The organism is Waterburya agarophytonicola KI4 (assembly GCF_020640915.1).
Classification (GTDB): domain Bacteria; phylum Cyanobacteriota; class Cyanobacteriia; order Cyanobacteriales; family Xenococcaceae; genus Waterburya; species Waterburya agarophytonicola.
Genome location: NZ_JADWDC010000021.1, coordinates 1 through 25,288, shown reverse-complemented (window position 1 = coordinate 25,288; position 25,288 = coordinate 1). Strand labels below are relative to the sequence as shown.

General features: G+C 36.7%; 19 protein-coding genes and 1 pseudogene. 15 read left to right on the top strand and 5 right to left on the bottom strand.

The genetic code is table 11. From position 1 onward, the window contains the following. Positions 1 to 76: 76 nt before the first annotated feature. Positions 77 to 1,180: a type IV pilus assembly protein PilM gene (gene pilM, locus I4641_RS10325; RefSeq protein ID WP_229640436.1), complete on the bottom strand. Its 1,104-nt coding sequence runs from the start codon at positions 1,178 to 1,180 to the stop codon at positions 77 to 79. 501 nt (positions 1,181 to 1,681) lie between these two features. Here pilM and I4641_RS10320 point away from each other — a divergent pair. From I4641_RS10320 to I4641_RS10310, 3 genes are all read left to right on the top strand, one after another. After that, positions 1,682 to 2,992 carry an ABC transporter substrate-binding protein gene (locus I4641_RS10320; protein WP_229640435.1) on the top strand — a complete coding sequence of 437 codons (1,311 nt, stop codon included), beginning with the start codon at positions 1,682 to 1,684 and terminating at the stop codon, positions 2,990 to 2,992. Positions 2,993 to 3,058: 66 nt separating this feature from the next. Beyond that, a complete protein-coding gene (locus tag I4641_RS10315; protein ID WP_229640434.1) occupies positions 3,059 to 4,801 on the top strand; it encodes a nidogen-like domain-containing protein in 1,743 nt (580 codons plus the stop codon). A 238-nt stretch (positions 4,802 to 5,039) separates the two neighbouring features. Next, complete coding sequence (locus I4641_RS10310; RefSeq protein WP_229640433.1) at positions 5,040 to 5,564, top strand: ferric uptake regulation protein; 525 nt, start codon at positions 5,040 to 5,042, stop codon at positions 5,562 to 5,564. Between the two features lie 31 nt (positions 5,565 to 5,595). Here the strand turns inward: I4641_RS10310 and I4641_RS10305 are convergent, their stop codons facing one another. Beyond that, complete coding sequence (locus I4641_RS10305; protein WP_229640432.1) at positions 5,596 to 6,039, bottom strand: SufE family protein; 444 nt, start codon at positions 6,037 to 6,039, stop codon at positions 5,596 to 5,598. Between the two features lie 188 nt (positions 6,040 to 6,227). Between I4641_RS10305 and I4641_RS10300 the strand changes: the two genes are divergently transcribed. From I4641_RS10300 to I4641_RS10250, 11 genes are all read left to right on the top strand, one after another. Then, positions 6,228 to 7,517 (top strand): glucose-1-phosphate adenylyltransferase, encoded by a 1,290-nt coding sequence (locus tag I4641_RS10300; protein WP_229640431.1) that lies wholly within the window; start codon positions 6,228 to 6,230, stop codon positions 7,515 to 7,517. 276 nt (positions 7,518 to 7,793) lie between these two features. Continuing rightward, complete coding sequence (locus I4641_RS10295; RefSeq protein WP_229640430.1) at positions 7,794 to 8,813, top strand: DnaJ C-terminal domain-containing protein; 1,020 nt, start codon at positions 7,794 to 7,796, stop codon at positions 8,811 to 8,813. Between the two features lie 258 nt (positions 8,814 to 9,071). After that, positions 9,072 to 10,733, top strand: coding sequence for a glycerol-3-phosphate dehydrogenase (glpD, locus tag I4641_RS10290; protein ID WP_229640429.1), 1,662 nt, complete (start codon positions 9,072 to 9,074; stop codon positions 10,731 to 10,733). 339 nt (positions 10,734 to 11,072) lie between these two features. Then, positions 11,073 to 11,954, top strand: coding sequence for a hypothetical protein (locus I4641_RS10285; RefSeq protein WP_229640428.1), 882 nt, complete (start codon positions 11,073 to 11,075; stop codon positions 11,952 to 11,954). A 279-nt stretch (positions 11,955 to 12,233) separates the two neighbouring features. After that, complete coding sequence (locus I4641_RS10280; protein ID WP_229640427.1) at positions 12,234 to 12,866, top strand: hypothetical protein; 633 nt, start codon at positions 12,234 to 12,236, stop codon at positions 12,864 to 12,866. A 122-nt stretch (positions 12,867 to 12,988) separates the two neighbouring features. Beyond that, positions 12,989 to 15,811: a hybrid sensor histidine kinase/response regulator gene (locus tag I4641_RS10275; protein ID WP_229640426.1), complete on the top strand. Its 2,823-nt coding sequence runs from the start codon at positions 12,989 to 12,991 to the stop codon at positions 15,809 to 15,811. Between the two features lie 63 nt (positions 15,812 to 15,874). Next, positions 15,875 to 18,094, top strand: coding sequence for a response regulator (locus I4641_RS10270; RefSeq protein ID WP_229640425.1), 2,220 nt, complete (start codon positions 15,875 to 15,877; stop codon positions 18,092 to 18,094). Between the two features lie 44 nt (positions 18,095 to 18,138). Then, positions 18,139 to 18,507 carry a response regulator gene (locus I4641_RS10265; RefSeq protein ID WP_229640424.1) on the top strand — a complete coding sequence of 123 codons (369 nt, stop codon included), beginning with the start codon at positions 18,139 to 18,141 and terminating at the stop codon, positions 18,505 to 18,507. A gap of 64 nt (positions 18,508 to 18,571) precedes the next feature. Beyond that, positions 18,572 to 20,347 (top strand): SpoIIE family protein phosphatase, encoded by a 1,776-nt coding sequence (locus I4641_RS10260; protein ID WP_229640423.1) that lies wholly within the window; start codon positions 18,572 to 18,574, stop codon positions 20,345 to 20,347. A gap of 78 nt (positions 20,348 to 20,425) precedes the next feature. Next, positions 20,426 to 21,007, top strand: coding sequence for a slr1658 family protein (locus I4641_RS10255; protein ID WP_500814682.1), 582 nt, complete (start codon positions 20,426 to 20,428; stop codon positions 21,005 to 21,007). 237 nt (positions 21,008 to 21,244) lie between these two features. Then, positions 21,245 to 21,589, top strand: a complete 345-nt coding sequence (locus tag I4641_RS10250; RefSeq protein ID WP_229640421.1) for a slr1659 superfamily regulator — start codon at positions 21,245 to 21,247, stop codon at positions 21,587 to 21,589. A 74-nt stretch (positions 21,590 to 21,663) separates the two neighbouring features. Here I4641_RS10250 and I4641_RS10245 read toward each other — a convergent pair whose 3' ends face one another. Next, positions 21,664 to 22,491 carry an acyl-CoA desaturase gene (locus I4641_RS10245; protein ID WP_229640420.1) on the bottom strand — a complete coding sequence of 276 codons (828 nt, stop codon included), beginning with the start codon at positions 22,489 to 22,491 and terminating at the stop codon, positions 21,664 to 21,666. Between the two features lie 220 nt (positions 22,492 to 22,711). Here I4641_RS10245 and I4641_RS10240 point away from each other — a divergent pair, with 220 nt between their 5' ends. Continuing rightward, positions 22,712 to 23,935 carry a methionine gamma-lyase family protein gene (locus tag I4641_RS10240; RefSeq protein WP_229640419.1) on the top strand — a complete coding sequence of 408 codons (1,224 nt, stop codon included), beginning with the start codon at positions 22,712 to 22,714 and terminating at the stop codon, positions 23,933 to 23,935. 98 nt (positions 23,936 to 24,033) lie between these two features. On the opposite strand, the pseudogene I4641_RS10235 reads toward I4641_RS10240, so the two are convergent. Together I4641_RS10235 and I4641_RS10230 are read right to left on the bottom strand one after the other, a co-directional pair. After that, positions 24,034 to 24,797, bottom strand: a pseudogene (locus tag I4641_RS10235) (IS1 family transposase). Positions 24,798 to 24,832: 35 nt separating this feature from the next. After that, a complete protein-coding gene (locus tag I4641_RS10230; protein WP_439655339.1) occupies positions 24,833 to 25,054 on the bottom strand; it encodes a transposase in 222 nt (73 codons plus the stop codon). Between the last annotated feature and the right edge of the window lie 234 nt (positions 25,055 to 25,288).

Genomic DNA, 25,288 nt, shown 5'->3' with positions numbered 1-25,288 from the left:
AAGAATAATGAGCATTTTTTGGGAGTCTAAATATTGGTTCTATAAAATATCAAATAGACAAATGCTACAACCAAGTTTAAATATCTCGCATTCCTAAGCCCAAAACGATGCCTAATCCAGGACGATATTCAGGAGCAATATCTTGACTAATATCTAAACCAAGAGTTGTAATCGGATCTATTTTCATCGTGGGTAAATTCAGTTTTTGAGTAAAAAATTCATCCACTTGACTAATTCCCGCACCAGGTCCAGCCAAGAGTAATTGAGCTATCTCTAGATCTTCACTTTGATTAATATAAAAGTTAATTGAACGGCTCAATTCTTCTGTTAATTCTTCAAGAATTTTCATTAAAGCTAGTTTGCCCGATTCAATTTGCGATGAATCGATATCTCCCGAATCACTCAACCCATCAATAATATCCATATCGTGGAGTAATTCTGTTTCTCCAGTATTAGGCAAACCCATAGCTTCAGAAAATGCAGAACGCATTTGATATGTACCAATCGGTACAGTCCTCGAAAATTGAGGAACTCCCTCTACCACAATGGCAATTTCTGTACTATCAAATTCGACATCAACTAGCACTACAGCTTCTTTTGAGCCAAACTGTCGTAATTGCTCTCTGATAGTTCTAATTAGAGCAAAACTATTGATTTCCAGAACTTCCATTTGCAGATCGGCTTGCTGAAAGATTTCATTATAAAGATCTGTTACTTCTTTTTTGGTTGCAACTAATAAAACATTGACTTTTTCGATACCATCTTCATCCATGAAGTAGCCTAATTTAGCGTAGTCTAAATCTACTTCTTCTCTAGGATAAGGAAGATACATTCCTGCTTCATGCACTAAAACCATATCTTTTAATTCGTTTTCATCCAATTCCGCAGGAACGGGAATTACACGAATAATTGCTTCTCTCATCGGTACAGCAGTAGATACTTTTTTGGCACTGATTTTATTGGCTTTGAGAGTATCTTTAATCAATTCTGATAAACTCAAAGAGTCAACAATTTGACCATCTTGATACACTCCGCGAGGAATGTCAGCCGAAACATTTTTCAGTAATTTATATTGCTGACCATTTTTAGATATTTGAGCAATATTTATTTTTTGTGAATTAATTTCAATTCCAATATTTTCTCCTTTCTTAGCAAAGATATTAGTTAAGTTGTTTAGCATATCCCTGTCCTAAGTAATATTTCCAAAAAATGCACCTCAACCTTAGATATGACAATACGACATTTTGTTTATTTGGCACGCTTTTTAAACAAATCATTTTGTATGACAATTTTCAAACGTAGATAATATTTGTTCGAGGTACTATCTACTTGCCAAATATTAAATCGTAAGTTAACAAGTAGTCGAATCTAATCGACAATATACTGGTTACATTGGACATTGTAGCTGCTATAAATGAATTTTAAAGTAAGTGCATGTACCGAAAAAAAACAGATCTATATATAAAGCAATAGTTAAAAATACGTATACAATAAATGCTATTAAAATAGTCCATAGATTGATTCTTACTGGCATTTAGTTATCAGTCAGAAAAAAAGAAATGCTGAATTGTAGATCGCTGACAATTAAAAACTCTATGTTTACCTACCTAGAAGTAGTTTGTATTGCCATTTTTCCTTATAAGTAATATGGTTTGTTTTATGCTTTATCTCATACCAAGCAATGAATCAAACTATTTTCAGTAAGCAATTTAGCTTTTATTTCTCGATCGCCATAATTCTAAGCTCTCTTTCAGGCTGTAATCCTCAACAAAAAGATAATACAGATAGTCTGGAATTTTGGACAATGCAACTAAAGCCAAATTTCACTAATTATTTTGCCGATCTCAATACTAATTTTGAAACTCAAAATCAAACTGTAAAATTACGTTGGGTAGATGTTCCTTGGTCGGCAATGGAAAATAAAATTTTGACTTCTATCTCGGCTAAAACTGCACCAGATGTAGTTAATCTCAATCCTAAGTTTGCTTCTCAGTTGGCAGCCCGTAATGCTTGGCTGAACTTAGACGAGGTGGTTAGACCCGAAGTTAAAGCAACCTACTTGCCCAAAATTTGGCAAGCCAGTACGATTGAAGTCTGTCAAGAAAATAAATGTAGCGATCGCACTTTTGGTCTTCCTTGGTATTTGACCACTACCATCACTATATACAACAAAACCTTATTAAATACAGCAGGTATCCAACAACCACCCCAAACCTATCAAGAATTGGCTGCTGCGGCTAAAATCATCAAAGAAAAAACAGGTAAGTATGCCTTTTTTATTAGTTTTGTACCCAATGACTCGGGAGATGTTTTAGAATCTTTGGTGAAGATGGGTGTAAATTTAATCGATGAGTCGGGTCGAGCAGCTTTTGATACGACAGAAGGTAAAGCAGCTTTTCAGTATTGGGTAGATTTGTATCAACAAGAATTAATACCTCCAGAGGTACTAACTCAAGGTCATCGTTATGGGATTGAATTATATCAGATGGGGGAAACTGCTTTATTATCTTCTGGTGCAGAGTTTGTTGATAGCATTAACAATAATGCACCGACAATAGCTGAAGTTTCTCAAGTAGCACCGCAAATAAGTGGAACAACAGGTAAAAAGAGTGTGGCGGTCATGAATCTAGTCATTCCTCGCGATACTGAAAAATCCCAGCAAGCTCTTGATTATGCTTTGTATGTTACCAATACTAAGAATCAGTTGGCTTTTGCTAAAGCATCTAGCGTTCTACCCTCAACGGTTGATGCAGTAGAACAATATATCAAAGATATCGAACAACAACCACAAACTAATTTAAAAGAACAAGCCAAAAAAGTTAGCGCAACACAGCTAAAAGATGCCGAAGTTCTCGTTCCCGTTCGGGAAGATTTGCCAATTTTACAAAAAGCAATTTATGAAAACTTACAAGCTGCGATGCTAAATGAAAAAACCGTGGAAAAAGCTGTTAAAGATGCTGCTAATGAATGGGACAGTCAAATAAAGAATTAAAGACAATGTGTTGGATGGAGAGCTATAAATGCGATCGATTTCATTTTGTTTCTGGGAATGATAAAGATGCAGATCTCAGAACATAATAAAATGCAAGATCGATATAGCTCTTTACCCTTCGACTCTGATGATAGTAATGAAACTCATTCCTTTCAGCTAGGCCTGACTAAAATTCTCGCCCAAAATTCATTACAGCAATTCGCAGTTTCTCCCAGCTTTGATACAGATTTACAACTGGCATTTGGAAATAATATTGCCGTAGATTCGCTACAAACATCCTGGGTCGATGGAGAGTTTGTTTTTCCTGAAATAGAAGTTGTTAACAGTGCTGAGATTAATTACGCTCGTGGTGCTTTTGCCCAAGAAAATAGCACAATTTATTTAGCCCAAGAGTTTTTAGCATCAAACCAAAATAATCCAGATGTTGTTACCAATGTTCTCTTAGAAGAATACGGACACTTTGTTGATAGTCAGTTAAATCTTGACGATTCTTCTGGAGATGAAGGCGCAATTTTTGCTGCATTGGTATTAGAAGAAGACCCAACAAATACCGAACTTCAACAACTACAAAATGAAGACGATACTGCAATAGTAACTATCAACGGTCGAGCAATAGAAATCGAACAATCCTTTACCAATTTAATTAATGGTTTGGGAGGCGAATCTGGATTTGGAGAAGACTTTATCGAACGAAATGATGATGGTTCGTCAAGCTTTATCAATATAACTTCAATATTTGAAGATGGTATTAATTTCTTTGGTGATATATACCAGGGTTTTTATATTAATAATAATGGCAACATCACTTTCGATAGTTCCCTAGCAACTTTTACTCCTACTGACCTAACTTCCTATAAAATCATTGCCCCTTTCTTTGCTGATGTTGATACCAGAGAAGATAATATTGAAACTTCAGAAGGCGGTAATTCTACGGGAACAAATCTAGTTTATTATGACTTCGATACCGAAGCGGATGCTATTACTATTACCTGGGATGATGTAGGTAAATTTTCTAATCAAACTACTCCTAATGCTTTTCAACTTATTTTAAAAGACTTAGGCAACCAGAACTTTAAAATTGAATTTCGCTATGAAGAAATTCAGTGGACTGTTGGTGGTGCATCTGAAGATGTTTATGCTCGCGTCGGTCTTTCTGCTGGTAATGGTAGCGATTTCTTGGAACTGCCATTTTCTAATAATTTGGAAATGCTATTAAATTTAGAAGCGGGTACTAATATCAATTCCCCAGGAAGATTTGTTTTTTCTGTAATTGATGGAGAGCCAGATGTAGGTACTTTTAGCTTAATGCCGACAGACAGTTTGCATCGCTTTTATCAATATGAGAAAGGATATCATTTGTATACTTCTGACGAATCAGAAATCCAAGTGATTAACGGAAGAGGTGCTGCTGCTAGAGAAGGTTATGAGTATCAATATGAATACGAGAAATTTACAGTCTTAACAGATGATAAAGATCTTTTGACGGGAGAAACTATAGAGGGAGTCAAACCTATTTATCGCTTCTTCAATACTGATACAGGAGAGCATTTGTATACCATCGATGAAGAGGAAAAAAATAATATCATCGATAATTTGAATAATTATACTTTTGAAGGAGCAAAATTCTATGCTTTTGACTCGCCATTGGAAAACTTTGAGACTTTACCTGTATATCGCATGTTAAATGGTCAATCAGGTAGTCATCTATATACTTCCGATCTCAATGAAATAAATTATATTGATAATAATTTGTCTCATTTTTCAATGGAAAATGATGGAGAAGCAGTGTTTTATGTATTTGAATTGTAATAACTTTTCTTGTATGACGATCGCAAAAGTATAGAGTGTAAATATAGTAAATATATTGGTTTTACTTTAAAATGCGATCGCTAATTTCTCAGATTAAAGCGATCGCATTGTTACCATAAAACTTAATAGTCTTAATTAATCATTAATCAATATTTATTCTGTAACTAAACTTTATTGCAAAGGTTGCTCAAAAAACTTATTATTGTCAATAAGCAAAAATAATTGATAAAAGATTGGTATGGCTAACTATACGGCATCTTCCCTAAAAGCCGAACTCAACTCTAGAGGTTGGCGTATGACTCCTCAAAGAGAAAAAATTCTGCATGTATTTCAGAACTTGCCTAAAGGTAATCACCTCAGTGCCGAAGAACTACACGCTGTTGTGGAAAAACGAGGAGAATCAATTAGTTTGTCTACAATTTATCGTAGCGTCAAACTGATGGCGCGGATGGGTATTTTGCGGGAGCTAGAATTGGCAGAAGGACACAAGCATTATGAGTTAAATCAGCCCTATCCCCACCATCATCATCACGTAGTTTGTATTCAATGCAACAATACCATCGAATTTAGGGATGATACTATTTTAAAACACAGTTTGAAGCAATGTAAAAAGGAAGGATTTCAACTAATTGATTGTCAATTAACGGTAATGACCATTTGCCCTGAAGCTCTTCGTATGGGATGGCCGTCTGCTTTACCCACTGATTGGTGTTGTACCCGAGTTATTTCTCAAAAAGAAACAGAACAAGACTCACAAGAATAAGTGAAAATGCCAACAAATTACGGCACAACATTTATTTTTCTAAAGCTTCTAAATGAAATTTTAAAGCTTTCTGCTTCATCATCTGGAAAATATTAAAAAAGCCATTAGCACGAGAAGGAGTAAGGCTGACTTTTAAACCTGTATCTTCAATAAAATCGGGTTCTACTCGAACAATTTCTTCTGGGGGGAGGGCGTTCAGACCTTCGATCAAAAATCCCACTAATCCTTTTACCAATTGAGCATCAGAATCACCTTGATATAAAACTTTGCCGTTTTCTAACTCGGCTGTTATGTGTACTTGAGAAACGCATCCTTTAACTTTATTCTCTTCGGTTTTCGCTGATGCTGGCATCTCTGGTAAATTCTTAGCATACCAAAGCAACTGCTCGTATTTTTGCTTGGGATTAGAACGACGTTGAAAGCGAGCGACGATCTTAGCAAGTTTTGGTGGTAAAGAAGTTTCTGGCGATGACATATCAAATACAAGTATTTTTAAAATTTATAGTAAGAGGAAATTCTACAGAAAACAAAGCGATCGCTCGCATTGCATACTTTTAATACTTTAGCAAACCTCGGTCTTTTCCTATCGATTTTGCTGAATCTGTCCCTCATTCAGATAAACTTTATTTTGAGAGGCACAGCCACATTTCGAGGTTTTAAGAAGTGAAAAGAGTATTAGGTATCATTCTCGGAGGCGGAGCAGGTACTCGTTTGTATCCCCTTACCAAATTAAGGGCAAAGCCAGCAGTACCTCTAGCCAGTAAATATCGTTTAATAGACATTCCTGTCAGTAATTGCATAAATTCAGAGATTCTCAAAATTTATGTCCTGACTCAATTTAATTCGGCTTCTCTTAATCGACATCTAAATCGCAGTTATAATTTTTCTGGATTTAGAGAAGGGTTTGTAGAAGTATTATCAGCACAACAAACTAAAGACAATTCAGGTTGGTTTCAAGGTACTGCTGACGCCGTACGTCAGTATATTGACTCCATCAAAGCGTGGGATGTCGATGAAATTATTATTCTTTCTGGCGACCATCTTTATCGCATGGACTACAGTAAGTTTATTCACCATCATCGGGAAACCAAAGCGGATATTACTTTGTCTGTAGTGCCAATCGACGATAAGAGAGCATCTAGCTTTGGCTTAATGAAAATTGATAGTCAAGGTCGAATTATTGACTTTGCTGAAAAACCTAAAGGGGAAGACCTCAAAAAAATGCAGGTTGATACCACCGTATTGGGTCTGACACCAGAAAAAGCCACCCAAAGTCCTTACATAGCCTCTATGGGGATTTATGTCTTTAAGAAGGATGTTTTAATCAACTTACTAGAAAAGAATGCAGATCAAACTGACTTTGGCAATGAGGTCATTCCTGGAGCAGCCAAAGATCACAATCTTCAAGCATACCTGTTTAAAGGTTATTGGGAAGATATTGGAACGATTGAATCCTTCTATGAAGCAAATTTGGCTCTTACCAAGCAGCCCCATCCCGATTTTAGCTTCTATGATGAAAAATCTCCGATTTATACCCGTTCTAGATATTTACCTCCTACCAAGCTTCTTGATTGTCAGGTAAGCGAGTCTATGATTGGTGAGGGATGCATTCTCAAACAATGCAAGGTAAATCATTCTGTAATTGGAGTTCGAACTCGTATAGAAGCTAACTGCACCATTGAAGATAGTTTGCTGATGGGAGCAGATTTTTACGAACCTTTTGCCGAAAGACAATCAGGTTCGCAACAGGGTGGAATTCCTGTCGGAATAGGAGAAGGGACGACAGTGCGTCATGCCATTGTCGACAAAAATGCTCGTATTGGTCGTAATGTCCAGATTATCAACAAAGATCGAGTCGAAGAATCTCAAAGAGAAGATGAAGGCTTCTATATTCGTAGTGGTATTGTGGTTGTTTTGAAAAATGCAAGTATTGCTGACAACACAATTATCTAAAATTTTTTAGATAGATTGTCGTCAACTTTTTATCAAGTTAATTTTGAAAAAAATAAATAAGTACCAATAAAGCAAAACTATCGTTGCAATATTTTACTGGGGGTGTCGCAGTCGATCGATTGTGATACCCCTTCTTAGATCGATCATGGTTAACTAACTTCAACTATAAATATTTTGTAAATATAAGGTTAAACTTTAAATAAGATTATTAAAATTATTATTTTTTTAGTACCAAGGGTATCTAAGCTGAAAAACTTGTTTAGGAGATAGTCCTCAATGGCTTCTACAGAATTTAAAGATTACTACGCTATTTTAGGAGTTTCTAAAACAGCAAGTGCAGATGAAATTAAAAAGCAATTTCGCAAACAAGCATTAAAATATCATCCCGATCGCAATCAGGGAAACAAAGCAGCCGAAGCAAAATTCAAAGAACTTAGCGAAGCTTATGAAGTTCTAGGAGATAGTGATAAGCGATCGCAATACGATAACTTTGGACAGTATTGGCAACAAAGTCCTTCTAGTGGGTATTCTAATAGCAATACCTATACAAGCAATACTTACACGAGTAATAATACTAAGGTTGATTTTAGCAGTACTGACTTTAGTCAATACGGTAATTTTGAGGAATTTATTAACGAGCTTTTAGGACGGTTTTCTACTCCCGAAACTAGCAATGACAATTCGCAAAATTATTCGTATCAAACTTCTAAAAAAAGCAATTTTAGCAGTAATTTCCAAGACGTTAACACTACAACTCAACAAGCAGCCAACAGCGAAGCTAGTATTAGTCTTAGTTTTTTAGAAGCATTTAAAGGTACGACGAAAAGAATTAATTTGGGTTCAGAGGTAGTGGAAGTTCGTATTCCCGCAGGAGCAAAACCAGGTACTAAAATTCGACTAGCAGGAAAAGGACAAGCAGGATACGGTCAATCTAGGGGTGATTTGTATCTCAATGTCAACTTAACACCCCATTCTTTCTTTTATTTTGAGGGAGATAACTTAGTTTGTGAAGTACCCATTGCTCCTGATGAAGCTGTCTTGGGTACATCTATTAGTGTTCCTACTCCTGATGGTTCGGTGAGCATGAAAGTTCCCCCAGGAATTGCCTCTGGTCAAGTATTACGTCTACGAGGAAAAGGTTGGTCTTCTCCTAAAGGAAACAGGACAGATCAACTAGTAAAAATTATGATTGCTATTCCCAAACAACTTACTGGGGAGGAAAAAGAATACTATGAAAAAATTCGCGATATCCGCAGCGAAAACCCTCGCGATAGTATCAAAAATATCGGTCTTTGATCATTTTAGTTTTCGTTCCTATTCCTATTTGATTATTAATTCCTCTGCAGGGGGTGTATTTCCCTCAAAAACAAAGATCTAGACGAACTACATAGCGTCATTTAAACAGGAATAACCGTTAAAACTGTTCCTTAATTATCGATCGCGAAATCTAGCAAAATTTTAGATTCTAATACACATTCTCGGGATCAAATCGTCAATATTCAGCTAAGTTATAGATAAATTAACAAAAATATCCAAATAATAACTATCTACTTTATGCGAGACTTAGCTCAAATTCAACAAACAAACTACGATGTAATCGTTATCGGTGGCGGAATTAATGGTGCGGGTGTCGCGAGAGATGCAGCCTTACGAGGTTTAAAAACTATCCTAATCGAAAAAAGTGATTTTGCTAGCGGAAGTTCTAGTTGGTCTAGTCGTCTCATTCATGGCGGTTTGCGTTATTTAGAATACTTTGAATTCCCCTTAGTCAGAGAATCTCTCAAAGAAAGAGAAGTATTATTACATACCGCACCACACTTAGTTAACCCTTTACAGCTTACTATTCCTGTATATCGCGATCGCTCTCGTCCCTATTGGAAAATTTGGGCGGGAATGATTCTTTACGACGTCTTTAGCTTTGATAAAACTCTTCCTTCCCATCGGATGCTACCCCAAGAGAAATTCAAACAAATATTTCGTTCAATAGATAAAGACAAACTAGCTGGTGGGGCCCAGTATTATGACGGACAAGTAACTTTTGCCGAACGTCTTTGTTTAGAAAATGTCCTCTCCGCGCAAAATGCTGGGGCATCAGTATTAAACTATGTGGAGGTAATGGAACTTAAAATTGAAGAACAACGTATCAGCGATCTTGTCTGCAAAGATAAACTAACGGGAGAAAGTTTAACAATTTCCGCCAGTAAAGATGCAGTGATAATTAATACTGCTGGACCTTGGATCGATAATGTGTGCCAAAGAGGAAATAAAGCAGGAGAAGATGTTACTATCGGCGACGGGAAAAAGAATGGCGGGACGAAAGGAAGCCATATAGTAGTCGAACCTTTCCCTGGCGCGCCCAAATCAAACCTATATGTAGAAGCAAAATCTGATGGTCGTCCTTTCTTTATTTTGACTTGGTTGGACAAATATTTAATCGGTACGACAGACTTACCCTACAAAGAAAATATCGAAAATATCAAAGCCAACAACGATGAAATAGATTATTTATTACAAGAAACTAACAATATTATTCCCACAGCCAATTTAAAACGGGATGATGTTGTCTTTACCTATTCTGGAGTCCGCCCTTTACCCAACTCCGAAGGTAAAAAGCCAGGAAGTATTACCCGCAAACATATAATTTTTGACCATAAAACAGAAGGAGTAAACAATCTGCTTACTCTCATTGGCGGAAAACTAACCACCTATCGCAATGTGGGTGAAGAAATGGTAAATGAGATTTTCAAGCGAATGAAAAGATCTCCTCAACCCTGTCGTACCGACTCTTTACCCCTCCCAGGCTGCATTTTACCCAGCGACGAACGAATTCAACAAGCCATTACTGAATATAGCCCCATTCTTTCTGTCAACACAATCGATCATCTATTCTTTAGCTATGGTGCAAATGCAATGGAAGTTCTTTCCCTAACCAAAGAGAACCCCGAACTCAGAAAGCAAATTAGCCCAAATCTGCCCGATATCAAAGCTCAGGTAGTTTATGCAGTAGAATACGAATTAGCCCACACCCTGGTCGATATTCTACGTCGTCGTACAACTCTGGCAATGAATGGTCACTATGGCATGGATCTATTACCCGCAATCACCGAAACCTTACAAAAACACTGCGGTTGGACTGACGAACAATGCGATCGCGCTAAAAATGAATATCGCTTTTATATGGAACACAATTGCATTCCAGACTATCAGATAGTTTAAAACTGAGCTATTTAATATTTAATATCTATTTCTAAGTGCGATCGCGATTACACCACAGGTAGTATTGAGATCGCACTTAACCTTTGAGTTTACGCCAATAATATATTCGAGTCTGACTATTTTATCTCTTATTCATATGTTACTATCAAATTACTAATTAGAAGATCTATACAGTAAAAAAGTCAGAGGAGATCGCTATTTTAGTGTGACTAGAATCACTTTATTCTTGTGCGTAAGATCGTGTGACAACTCAAACAAATGCCCGAATATATATGTACAAAGATAAAAAAGTAAATGTAACTTAGTCTTTTTACCACGAAAAATATTTTATAAATAAACATGGCACAATTTACTGAAAGCTATTTTGAAGAATTATATGATTTCGCAGAATTAGATAATACCGTTTCCTCTACCATTCGTTTAGCCGCTAAAGATCCTCAAGCCTTATATCAGTTCTTTCACAGATATATGTACTTTAACGGTTATGCCTCTTCTGTAATTGCTCGTTTAGCTAGCTCGATCGCAATGTCTCGCTATCTGTTTAACGATCCTACGGTTGCAGTAAAAGAAGAAGCCGATCGCGGATTTCAAATCTCAGCCGAAATAATGATTGCAGCCTCTGATGAAGGTTCTCATGAAATTACTCATCGCGAACTAGCTCAATTGCTAGACAAAACATTAGGTGACTACGCCCAACTTTCTACTAAGGAGCGTAATGCAGTAGCCCAAGTACCTAAATGGTTAGATGAAATCTGCCAAGAAACTATGGCTAAATACCAGGGTACACCTGGCGATGCAGAGTCTTTGGTTAAAGCAATTGGTTTCCATGCTGCTTCTGAATTAATGGGCGATCGCGAATATGCTTTGCTTGATATGATTATTCGTTATGAAAATGAAGGAATTGGATTTGATCGCTACCTAGAACAAGAAACAAAAGCGACTAAAATTGGCAAACACCGCTATCTTCCTTGGGGTTACATCCTAATTCACGGTAAATATGAAGGTACTGGTGCAGAAGCTAAACATTTCGTTCACGTTTTAAATGCACTTAACATGGTACTAAAATATCGTCCCGAATCAGAAGAACAGCTTACTGAATGGGCAGTAGAAGGATTCAAATCTTTTGTTGAATTACAACAGAGTTTATTCAGAAAAATATTCAAAGAGTGTTTAGAAATGAATCAAGTATCTGAAACTTCTCAAATTCTTACCATTGCTTAGTAGATGAAAAATAATTGATAGTTATAAAGAGTTGAGTTAATTCAACTCTTTTTTATTGCTTTTAAAATTAATTTTTACGAAAGAATTTAAAAATATTCTAATAATAAGTGTGATCAAAATCGTCTATCTATTCTTGCTATTAGTTACAATTTATTATAGGGAAGCTTATAGAACAGAATGTTTTTATTATCTAAATTTACATATATTGTCATCGCTATTTTTACTTAGCCATATGTCTGAATTTTATACGTATAAATTTAATCTCACAAAATAAAAGATATGTCTTTAACATTAATTGGTATTATTGCAGGTTTCGTTGGTTTATTGGGCTACCTCCCCTATATAATTACAACCTTGCAAGGAAAAACTAAACCAAATAGAGCTACTTGGTGGGTTTGGGGATTATTAGGAATAATACAAATTATCAGCTACTATTATTCCGAATCAAATTTTGATAGTGCAATTTGGCTACTAGCTTGTTATACATTATGTCAAATCATAATGGCAGTTTTATCTATCAAATTTGGTGAAGGTGGATGGGATAAATTAGATAAATTTTGCTTTTTTGGAGTGATTCTTAGCGTCATATTATGGCAACTATTTAACTCAGCTTCAATTGCTTTATTATTTACTATAATAATTGACATGTTTGGGGCAGTTCCAACTGTAGTCAAATCTTATTATGAACCAGAAAAAGAAAGTAGCTTCTCATGGACAATTTTCTTAATTGCTAATTCCCTTAATTTAGTAGCTATCGGTTCTTGGTCTTTAAGATCTATTTATCCCTTCTATTTATTTTGTCTGAGTTTAACTTTGACTATTTTATTGCATCGTTCCAAAATTTTCAATAAAACCACTCACAAAAAATTAAAAAGAAACCACAACAAAGTTCGTCAACAAAAACATTCATAGCACATATTATTTGTTTTTTTGTATGGGATGAGAATTTAAGGTTTGATTTGGGAACTATACATAATAACTAGCTTATTGCTGTGTCTTTGTGAATCGGCAAAAATATTTTAAATTTTATACACATGTCAGCCAAAGAAATTTCTAATCAAACTTCAAAACCAGATCGTTCTCAAAAACTTCCATTAAGGCAAATTTTGATTTTGCCATTTGTATTACAAATTTTCGCTGCGGTGGGACTTACAGGATATTTTTCTTTAAGAAATGGACAAAAAGCAGTAAACGATCTTGCAAGCAGACTGCGCACTGAAGTTAGTCAGCGTATAGATCAACGTCTCGATAGCTATATGAAAAGCCCTCCTAGAGTCGTAGAAAATAATCTAAATGCAATCAATTTGGGTTTACTGGATCTAAATAACACAGATGACATAACTCGTTTTTTCTGGAAACAAGTCCACACTTTTGATGTTGGATATATTCTTTTGGGTTATGACTCTGGAGTTCATATAGCTTCGGGGCATTTTTTTGGGGATGAAAGAGTAACTATTGATGAAGTTAACAAAGAGAAATTGGGAGACACTCATCTTCATGTTTATCAACCTGGCGAAAATGGAAAGCGTGTCAAAAAGATTTTAGATGTAGGAGAGACAGTTGTTGATGGTAAGTTTTCTCTTCAAGACGAAGGCTGGTATAAAGCTGCTGTAAAGAAAGGAAAAGCTGTTTGGAGTCCTGTTTATAATTGGCAAGTAGAACCCTATATTCTTTCAGTAGCAAGTAGTACGCCCATATATGATCGAGATAAAAAATTAATTGGTGTTCTTGCAGTAGAGCAACAATTAACCCAAATAAGCGATTTTTTGCGTCAATTAAAAGTCAGTCCATCGGCGAAAACTTTTATTGTCGAACGTAATGGTTTGCTGATTGGTGATTCGGCGGACGAAGCACCATTCAAAATAATAGGTGATAAACCTCAAAGAATCAAAGCGGGAAATAGCACCGATCCTTTAATTAGAAATACTGTTGAATATTTACAAGAAAAATTCGGCGATTTGGAAAAAATCAAAACTGCCCAACAACTAAGCTTTAAACTTGATGGAGAGCGTCAGTTTGTTCAGGTAACACCCTGGCAGGATGAGTTAGGTTTAGACTGGTTGATGGTAGTGGCTGTGCCTGAGTCTGATTTTATGGCTCAAATTAATGCTAACACCCGTTCTACTATTATGTTGTGTTTGTTAGCGTTAGGTGTAGCGATCGCATCAGGATTTTATACTTCTCGCTGGATTACCAAGCCTATTCTGCAACTCAATGAAGCTTCAGAAGCGATCGCAAGTGGAAAATTAGAACAAAAAGTAGACGAAGAATTCAAGGTCAACGAGTTAAGTGTTTTGGCTCAGTCTTTTAACCGTATGGCAGAGCAGTTGCGCTCCTCATTTACTGCTTTAGCCCAAACTAACATCGAACTAGAAAATAGAGTCCAAGAAAGAACCATAGAGCTTCAAGAAGCCAAAGAAGACGCTGATTCTGCCAACCAAGCCAAAAGCGAATTTTTAGCCAACATGAGTCACGAACTAAGAACTCCCCTCAACGGTATCTTGGGTTATGCTCAAATCTTACAGCAATCGCGCTCTATTGAAGGCAAAGAAAAAAAAGGAATCGATATTATCAATCAATGTGGTACTCATTTGTTGACTTTGATTAACGATATTCTGGATCTTTCTAAAATCGAAGCCCGAAAAATGGAACTGCATCCAGTAGAGCTACACTTTCCCTCTTTTGTTCAGGGTGTGGTCGAAATTTGCCAAATCAAAGCAGAGCAAAAAGGAGTTGAATTTATTTACGAATCAGATCCTAACTTGCCCGTGGGAATTGAAGCTGACGAAAAAATGCTGCGTCAGGTAATTATGAACTTGCTGAGTAATGCAATCAAGTTTACCGAACAAGGTAGCGTCGAATTAATGGTTACTAACGAATCAGCCAGCCCAGATGCATCTAATAAACATACTATTCGTTTTGAAGTAAAAGATAGTGGCATTGGCATGAACCCCGAAGATATCAAAAAGATATTTTTGCCCTTTGAGCAGGTAGGAAGCGTCAAAAAGCAAGCGGAGGGTACGGGACTGGGTTTGGCTATCAGTCAAAATATTGTCAATATGATGGGTGGAGAGTTGCAGGCTACCAGCAAACTAAATCAAGGCACTACATTTTGGTTTGAAATTGACCTCAAAGAGACTAGCAATTGGCAAGAAGTTGCTCGAAATGCTGCTCTTAAAGGAAAAATTATTGGTTTCCAAAGAGAAAAATGCAAAATTTTAGTAGTAGACGATCGCTGGGAAAATACCTCGGTAATGGTCAATTTACTAGAACCTATTGGTTTCTCCATGATGGAAGCTGAAAATGGTCAAGATGGCTTGACTAAGGCATTAAAATGGCAACCTGATTTAATTATTACCGACTTAGCAATGCCCGTAATGGATGGTCATGAAATGCTGGCTAAACTACGTCAATCTGATGAAATTTCTGAGGATTTAAAGGTAATTGTTTCTTCTGCTAGCGTATTTGAAAGCGATCGCCAGAAAAGCCTTCAGGCTGGAGCGAATGATTTCTTACCAAAACCAATTCAAAAAGACGTTTTATTGCAGTCATTAGAAAAACATCTCAATTTGAAGTGGGTTTACGAAGGAGAAGGAGAATTTAATTTCGAAGACGAAACAATTATTGAAAAATCTACCTATATTCAAGAATCTTTGCCCATTATTCCTCCTTCTCCTGAAGATGTAGCAATACTACACGATTTAAGTCGCAAAGGCCTAATTAATGACTTGTTAGGGGAAATAGAGCGGATCGAGGAATTGGACTCGAAATTTTTACCATTTGCTAAAACTGTACGAGAATATGCCAAAAACTTCAGACTAAAACAAATTAAAACTTTTATTGAAGAATATTTATAAAACTATGGTGAGAGCGAATGATTAGCGACTACAAACGTATTTAAGAGCAAGGAAGTATAAACAATGACTGAAAGTGCGAATTCTCATAGCATTTTAATTGTGGATGACAACCACAATAATTTGGAAGTATTATCAGAAACTCTCACCAGAGCTGGGTTTCAAGTAGCAGTCGCGATCGATGGCGAGACGGCTTTAGAACAGATTCAGTATTATAAGCCAGAGCTAATTTTACTTGACGTAATGATGCCAGGAATTGATGGCTATCAAACCTGTAAACAGATTAAATCTAATCCCGATACTTTTGATATCCCGATAATATTTATGACTGCTTTGTCTGATACCGAGCATAAAGTTAGGGGTTTTGCTCTTGGTGCAGTCGATTATATTACTAAGCCTTTTCAACGTGAAGAAGTACTGGCAAGAGTCCGAGTACAGTTGCAACTACGCAATTTAGCTCGAACTTTGGAAGGGCAAAATAGAATGCTCAAAAAAGAAATTCTCCAACGGGAGAGAGTAGAAGGATCTTTAACAAAACTCAACCAAGAGCTAGAAAAAAGAGTTGAAGAAAGGACTAATAAACTTTCTCGTACCCTAAAAACTTTGCGTCAAGCACAAGTAGAATTAGTACAACAAAAAAAAGATTTAGAAATTCGCGTCAGGGAGCGTACCGCAGAGTTGGCTAAAAGTATGGCTGATGCCGAAAAAGCCAATCAAGCAAAAAGCCAATTTTTAGCTAATATGAGTCATGAATTGCGGACTCCTATGAATGCGATCATTGGCTATAGCGAAATGCTGATGGAGGAAGCAGAAGATATTGGACAAGATGATTTTGTTCCCGACTTGCAAAAAATTCATGGTGCAGGGAAACATCTTCTAAATCTAATTAACGATATTCTCGATCTTTCCAAGATCGAGGCTGGTCGTATGGAGTTGTATTTAGAAAACTTTAAGATCAAAAGTTTGATTGACGAAACAGTCTCCACTATTCGTCCTCTGATAGAAAAAAACCAAAATACTTTAGAAACTAATCTGGCAGAAAGTTTGGATGTGATGCACGCGGATTTAACTAAGGTGCGTCAAAGCTTGTTTAACCTGTTAAGTAATGCCAGCAAGTTTACTAAAAAAGGCAAAATTAGCCTAGATGTGAGTTTGCGAATCATTAAAACACAGCAGTTTATCGTTTTTAAAGTCAAAGATACTGGCATTGGCATGAACCAAGCCCAAATGAATAAACTATTTCAAGCTTTTACACAAGCTGATGCTTCTACTACCCGTAAATATGGCGGGACTGGATTGGGTTTAGCAATTACTAAAAAATTCTGTCAAATGATGGGAGGAGATATTAAAGTGGAAAGCGAAATAGGAATAGGCTCGACTTTCATTATTTATCTTCCAGTCAGAGTAGTTGACTCAAGCAAATCAAAACCCAACAATTCCTCTGATACTTTAACCTCAAAGATGGGAGAAGAAGAGCAATTGAACAAAAAAAATACCATCTTAGTCATTGATGACGATCCGACAATTCACGACTTGCTCAAACGCTTCTTGAGCAAAAAAGGATTTAATGTAAAAACAGCTAAGAGTGGCACGGAAGGAATTGAGTTAGCCAAAAAACTAAAACCCGAAGCAATTACCCTAGACGTAATGATGCCAGGAATGGATGGATGGTCAGTATTGACATCTCTCAAAGCCCATCATCAAACGGCAGATATTCCCGTAATTATGATGACCATGGTTGATGATCAAAATCTTGGTTATGCCTTAGGTGCTACGGAATATTTACTCAAGCCGATTGATAGTAAAAAATTAGAAACTATTCTGGATAAATTTAAGCCAGCTTTTAATACTAATTCAATTATGGTTGTAGAAGACGATCCAGGAATTCGAGAAATGTTATGTCGTCAATTAAGAGCGGAAAACTGGAAAGTTGTTGAAGCAGAAAACGGCAAGGAAGCATTACTCAAGCTAAAAGAATGTATTCAGACCCCAGGATTAATTCTCTCGGACTTGATGATGCCTGAGATGGATGGTTTTGAACTAGTTCACCGCCTCAAACAAGATCAACAGTTTAGTTCTATTCCTGTCATTATTTTAACTGCCAAAACAATTACCAATCAAGACCGCCAAAAATTAAACGGTGATGTGAATAAGATTTTTGAAAAGGGGTCCTATCAACGCTCAAGATTATTCGACGAAGTAAGTCATTTATTAGATGAAGCGATCGCTCGCTCACGAAATGAAGCCCCAAGTAAATCAATTTCTACTAAAGTCTCCGCCAGCTAAAAATTAAATTTATTAAATTTCAATAATTACAGTTTTTCAAAATTATGCCGAAAATACTATTGGTTGAAGACAACGAAATGAATCGAGATATGTTGTCTCGAAGGTTAGAACGCAGGGGTTATGAGGTTAATATCGCCGTAAATGGCTTAGAAGGAGTAGAAATGGCGAATTCTATCATGCCAGATTTGATCTTGATGGATATGAGTTTGCCTGTCATGGATGGCTGGGAAGCTACCAAAAATATCAAAGCCGATTCTGTCACTCAATCTATACCAGTCATTGCTTTGACTGCTCACGCAATGTCTGGCGATCGTGAAAAAGCTATTCAAGCTGGCTGTGATGACTATGATACTAAACCGATCGAATTATCTCGCTTGTTAACTAAAATTAAAGCTTTTTTGCCAGATAGCTAAGTTGATTGATTGTTAACTGATATACCTAATTGAACATGATTCTTCTAATTAGACCATACTTCAAATGACTACAGATAGCCAGTCCCAGTTATCCTTATCTCATCTGCGCCACGAATTACGTACGCCGATTAATGCCATTATTGGCTATAGTGAGATGATTGTTGAAGAGTTTGAAGATCTAGGTTCAGATCCTCCTTATCTTCAAGAGCTAGAGGAGATTCGCGACTGTGGTGCTGAATTACTAGTCTCAATTAATAATTTTCTCAATCCTGCAATACCACCCACAAGCGAACTCGAATGGGAACAAATTGTTACCAATCCTGAGCTAAAAATTCAACTGCAAAAATTAACAAATTTAGTTATTAACAATTGCCAGCAGTTGATTCCTACAATTGAAACAGAGTTAGTCCCTGATGTAGAAAAAATTAATCTTGCCGCGAATAAATTATTAGAAGAAATTAATAATTTACTCAAAACTTCTCCTGGAAAAAATAGTTTGACCATTTCTCCAAAAATCCCACCCCAAGTCGTCGAGGAAGATTATTTTTTCGAACCAGAAACAATATCAGAGATAGATATTATCATTGATTCGGGTGTCCTGCTGGCACAAGAAGACGAACAACCTTTAGATCCTAGTAAATACACGATTTTGATTGTGGATGATAATGCCACCAATCGCGATTTGCTTTCTCGCCAGGTCAAGACACAAGGATATAAAGCTGCTGTGGCAAGGGATGGAAGACAAGCTATTCAGAAAATTAAAACAGGGGCTTACGATTTAATTTTGCTTGATATTATTATGCCAGAAATCAATGGCTATCAAGTCCTTAAGTGGATTCGTGCAGGAGCTTGGCGACATATCCCCACTATCATGATTTCCGCATTGGATGAGATTGATAGCGTTGTTAAATGTATTGAAATGGGTGCGGCGGATTATTTAGCCAAACCTTTCAATCCAACTCTATTAAAAGCGAGACTAGGAGCTTGTCTGGAGCAAAAAAGACTCCGCGATCAAGAATCATCTTATTTGGATAAGCTAGCTTTAGCTAATGAAGAAATAAAAACTCTCAATGGATGTCTAAAAGCTGAAAATATGCGTCTTAGTACTGAATTGGAAGTGACTCAGCGTCTACAAATGATGCTGTTACCTAAAGAACAAGAACTAAGCCAAATTGAAGGTTTAGAAATTGCTGGATTCATGGAACCTGCTGATGAAGTTGGTGGAGATTACTATGATGTTCTCCAGCATCATGGAAGAATCACTATTGGGATTGGAGACGTTACGGGACACGGTTTGGAAAGTGGTGTTCTAATGTTGATGGTACAAACTGCCGTTCGTACTTTAATGGAAAACAACGAAACCGATCCCAAAAAGTTTTTTGAAGTCCTTAATCGCACAATTTACAAAAACGTGCAGCGTATGGACTCTGATAAAAATCTTTCATTATGTTTGGTTAATTATCACGAAGGTGTTTTAAATTTAAGCGGTCAACATGAAGAGATGTTAGTAATTCGTGCTGGAGGGACAGTTGAAAGAGTAGACACGATTGACTTAGGATTTCCAATCGGTTTGGAAGAAACTATTGAAGATTTTGTCTTCCAAGCACAAATAAATTTACATCAAGGTGATGTAGTAATACTTTATACCGATGGGATCACAGAGGCGGAAAATAATTTGGGGATACACTATGGACTAGAAAACCTATGTGCAATTGTTCAGCAAAATTGGCAAGAGTCGGCGCAAGATATTAGACAAGCGGTAATTGAAAACTTGCGATCGCATATTGGAGTAGAAAAGGTATACGACGACATAACTCTGGTTGTCCTCAAACAAAAATAGATATTATTCGCAACTGTCAATAATATTGAATTCTTAACTATCTAAAATTATATGAATACTAATACTAGCAATACCGCTATTCAAAAAATATTGGGCGATTTTATTCAAAATTTACCCCCCAGTCAAGAATATTTAATTCTTAGTTTCTCTCCTGGTTCAATTCCTCTGCGTCAAAGATGGCGTAACAATTGTTTGTCAGCAGATTTTTTGGCAGACTATCTCAGCACTTTTTTCTTAAGTAACGAACATCAACAAGTAGAATGGGACAAACAAGCAGAAGTTAAAGGTGCTGTTAGCTATATTGCTAACGAACTATTGGAAAATGCAATGAAATATGGTGTAGAAATGTCTCCTTTTCCTATTAGTATTCAAATTCATCTCAATCCAGATTTAATTATTTTTCAACTTACTAACAGTGTTCAAGTAGAACAGACTCTTCAATTTCAAGAGTGTATTGAAACCTTATTGAGTGGCGATCCTGAAGAATTATATATCGCGCAATTGGAAAAAAATGCTTTGGAAGAATACAGTGAAGAATCTGGTTTGGGACTATTAACTATGCTCAATGATTATGGAGCAAGATTAGGCTGGAAGTTTGAATCTTTAGCACAAAAATCGACTGAAATGGCAGTCACTACAATGGTACAGCTAAGAATATAGTTTTACGGCTTTTATTTAATTTTTTGGCAGCAAAATCTTTTCAATTCGAGCATTACATACGGCGAACTATGCGCCTTTGTTTGCGCCTTACGGCGTCCTAAAGGATACCGCTTCGCATAACGCGGTGTCTCGAAAAGGCTAAGATAGCTGTACGATAACTGTTTATTTCAATCTAGGTGATTTAAAGTTCCAAACAATTGAGCTAATTTATTCAATATCAATTTTTTAGAGATGACAATGGAAATTAAAACTGAAAATTACAAAGTCGTATACGATGAGGTATCTAATAATATTGTATTCGATGGCTCTTTACGTCTTAATGGTACTGCTGAATACGCTTCGATTACTGAATTACTCAACAATGTTGCACAACAAGAACCTGAAAAAATTGTTTTAGATCTAAAAGAACTCAATTTTCTTAATAGTTCGGGAATTAGTATTTTATCTAAATTTGTGATTAATATTCGCCGACGCAAAAATATTCAAATGGTAGTAATTGGAGCAAAAAAAAATCCTTGGCAAGGCAAATCATTGAAAAATCTACAACGCCTGATGCCTTCTTTAAAACTGGAAATGGAATAATTTTTAGAAAGCAAAGGATATCTAATTATTGCTAACAGCTAATAGCCAATAGCTAATAGCTGCAAATCTTTTCATTACAATATTTTCGCTTTACTTGGAGGTAGCTTGATATTCTTTGCTAAACCAAAGAAAGAGAGCGTTTGAACCATCATCCAGGTTAGATCTATTTCCCACCATTCTAAACCATGACGTGCAGAGTATTGAAAGGCGTGATGGTTGTTGTGCCAACCTTCCCCAAAGGTTAATAATGCTACCCACCAACAGTTGAGAGATGTATCTTTAGAATCATAACTCTTGTAGCCAAACTTGTGGGTTGCACTATTAACAAACCAAGTGCAGTGAAATACTACTACTAAACGAACAAAAATGCCCCAAATTACAAATGGCAAGCCGCCAAAATAGTAAAGAATAGCGGCTAAAACTATTTGAATGGGAATCATGCCGTATTGGCAAAATTGATAAAAGCGATCGCCTGATATATCTTTGGTATAGCGAGGGATATATTCATTGGCAGGATTTTGACATAACATCCAACCCAAATGACTCCAGTAAAAACCCTTCAAAGAGTTGTGAGGGTCTAATTTTTTATCAGAATATTGATGATGAATGCGATGCAGTCCAATCCAATCTAAAGGTCCTCCTTGACCCGCTAATGTGCCACAAAAAACTAAAAAATATTCTAATAATTTTGGGACTGTGAAACTGCGATGGGAAACAAGGCGATGAAAGCCTAAAGTGATTCCTACTCCTGCGGTAATTACATATAGAACAAAAGCAACTCCCAAAGCATTCCAATTAAAATTGCTAGGAATTAGGGCAAATAAAGCTATAAAGTGAATTATACCCATGTATACAACCGTCCCCCAAGCAGGAGGGATTCTTTCTGATGTAGCAACTGTCATTTAATAACCTAAGTCTCAACTCTATGTAACTTTTGTGTATTTTGCAAAAAACACTTTAAAAATAGAAGACAGAAAGCAAAAATATTAATTTTTTTACTTGCTGACCCCAAAAAATGTTATTCAATGGAACTGTCTGAAATCTGAAATTGGTCATAACAGTAATATAAATAAATTTTGGTGCAAGACCCAAAACAAAACTAATAATTCCACTGAAATAAATATGAATACTCAATATCTGCTTGAAGAAGCAGAAAAAGCACTAATACCGATTTTTTCTGGTATTGACACTCAGGTCAAGCAAAATCTGAAAAAAGTTTTGTCAGCATTTCGCAATAATCGAGTCGGAGTACATCATTTTGCAAGCGTTAGCGGATACGGACACGACGATCTCGGACGGGATACTCTAGACAAGGTTTTTGCTCAAATTATGGGTGCAGAGGCAGCAGTGGTTCGAGTTCAGTTTGTTTCTGGAACTCATGCGATCGCGTGTGCTTTATATGGGGTATTACGACCAGGAGATGAAATGTTGGCAGTAGCTGGCGCGCCTTACGATACTCTAGAAGAAGCAATTGGCTTGCGGGGAAGCAATCAGGGTTCCCTAAAAGATTTTCAAATTGATTATCGTCAATTGGATCTTACTGAGACGGGCAAAATTGACTGGGAGGGTTTGAAAACAGCAGTTAGAACCCAAACTCGCTTGGTATTAATTCAAAGATCTTGTGGTTATACTTGGCGAAAAAGTTTATCAATCGAAGATATTCGCCAAATTATTGAAATCGTTAAGCAACAAAATCCTAATACAGTTTGTTTTGTTGATAATTGTTATGGAGAATTTATTGATACTCTAGAACCTACTGCGGTGGGTGCAGATTTGATGGCAGGTTCATTAATTAAAAATCCTGGGGGAACTATTGTAACTGCGGGGGGCTATATTGTAGGGAAGAAGGAGTTGGTGGAAATGGCAGCCTGTCGTTTAACCGCACCAGGAATCGGTAGTAGTGGAGGGGCGACTTTAGATCAAAATCGTCTGATGTATCAAGGTTTGTTTTTGGCTTCAGGCATGGTGGGAGAGGCAATTAAAGGAAGTCATTTAATCGCTTATGTGTTTGAACAACTAGGATATCCCGTCAATCCTTTACCCTTTGAACCCCGTCGAGATATTATTCAAGCGATTCAGCTAGATTCTCCTGAAAAACTGGTAGCATTTTGTAAAGCAATTCAGCAGAATTCTCCTGTAGATTCTTATTTAGAACCCGTTCCTGCCTCAATGCCTGGATATGAAAGCAAATTAGTAATGGCTGGCGGGACATTTGTAGATGGGAGTACCTCCGAGTTTTCGGCAGATGGTCCTTTGAGAGAACCATATATTGCCTTCTGTCAGGGAGGTACGCACTGGACGCATATTGCGATCGCTCTTGAAGCAGCAGTAGATGCTATCCGTTAAATGGTGATAAAATCATCGCTAGTAATATCTGCTACAGTTACACCTACGATATTTGCGGCGTTGGTGAATCAAGGTATGATTTCACTATCAAGCGATCGCTAAGAAGAAATGTGTTTTGTGACATAAGGCACTGGAACATCTGAGAACTTTAAATAGTGAAGAAGCAATCTAATTGAATGCTCAAGCATATTTAATGATTTTGAATAACAAAGAGTTTTACGATGTAATCGAGCTAAATAGTGCCTTAACCTTGTGTTTTCTCCCTCCACCCTGGTCATATAAGTTTTGCTAACAATTTGGTCGCCATCGGGAATAAATTGGGGATATACTTTCCAGCCGTCAGTGACATAGAAATAACATTGCCATTTTTCGACTATTTCCCATAATGGCTCAAAAGTTTCAGCACTATGATTTCCGAGAACCCATCCCAAAATACCAAGTTGAAAATGATCTACAGCAGTCCACAGCCAGATTTTGTTTTGTCTTGGTGCGCGTTCCCATAGCGAGGAAACCTCTCTGGGGTCGCACCGCTTTTTAAACCCACAAATGTCTCTAATTCGTCCAGTTCTCCTACTTGGGGTGTATTTTCTGGGTGATAAGCATTAGGCAATAGTTATCCTACTTGCTTTACCCAGTTAATAACTGTGACATGGTCTATTCCTTTGACTCTTGCAATTGCCCGAAAACCCATTCCGTTAACATACATGGTCAAACATTCACGTTTGAACTCGTCACAATAACCTCTTTGAATCTGATAACAGTCTAAAAACTGTCTTTGACAATTGACACAAATATAATTCTGTTTTCCCCGCTTTCTACCGTTTTTATTGATGTGGGTTGATTTGCATTCAGGACATTTCATAAAAACTATTTTATTGGCGATCGCATTTTTTAAAATCATATTTCTTTCTGCATATTATTAAGAATATTGCAACGCTTTGCTAGAATATTTTCAATCTCATCAATATTTTCAAAACTTTGATTAACTAATGGTTCATCTAATAATGACCATAATCTTTCAGCAGGCTGTAATTCAGGAGAATAAGGAGGAAGAAACTCTACTCTAAGTCCTTCGATTTCTTTGATCTTCTTACTTCGATGCCACCCTGCATTATCCAGGGTAATCGCATCAAACGAGTAAGGGGAAAAATGGGAAAATAAGATATTTTATTCCCATGACCAGAGAATCCCTGAAAAAGTCAATAGAAGAGCATTTTGGCAAGATACCAGACCAGAGGGTTGTGACCAGAAGCTCTCACAAGCTAGTAGATATAATAGCGATCGCTATCTTAGCAATACTAAGTACCTAAGCAAAATTAATTACATAGCGATCGCCAAAATGCCGCAAAATAT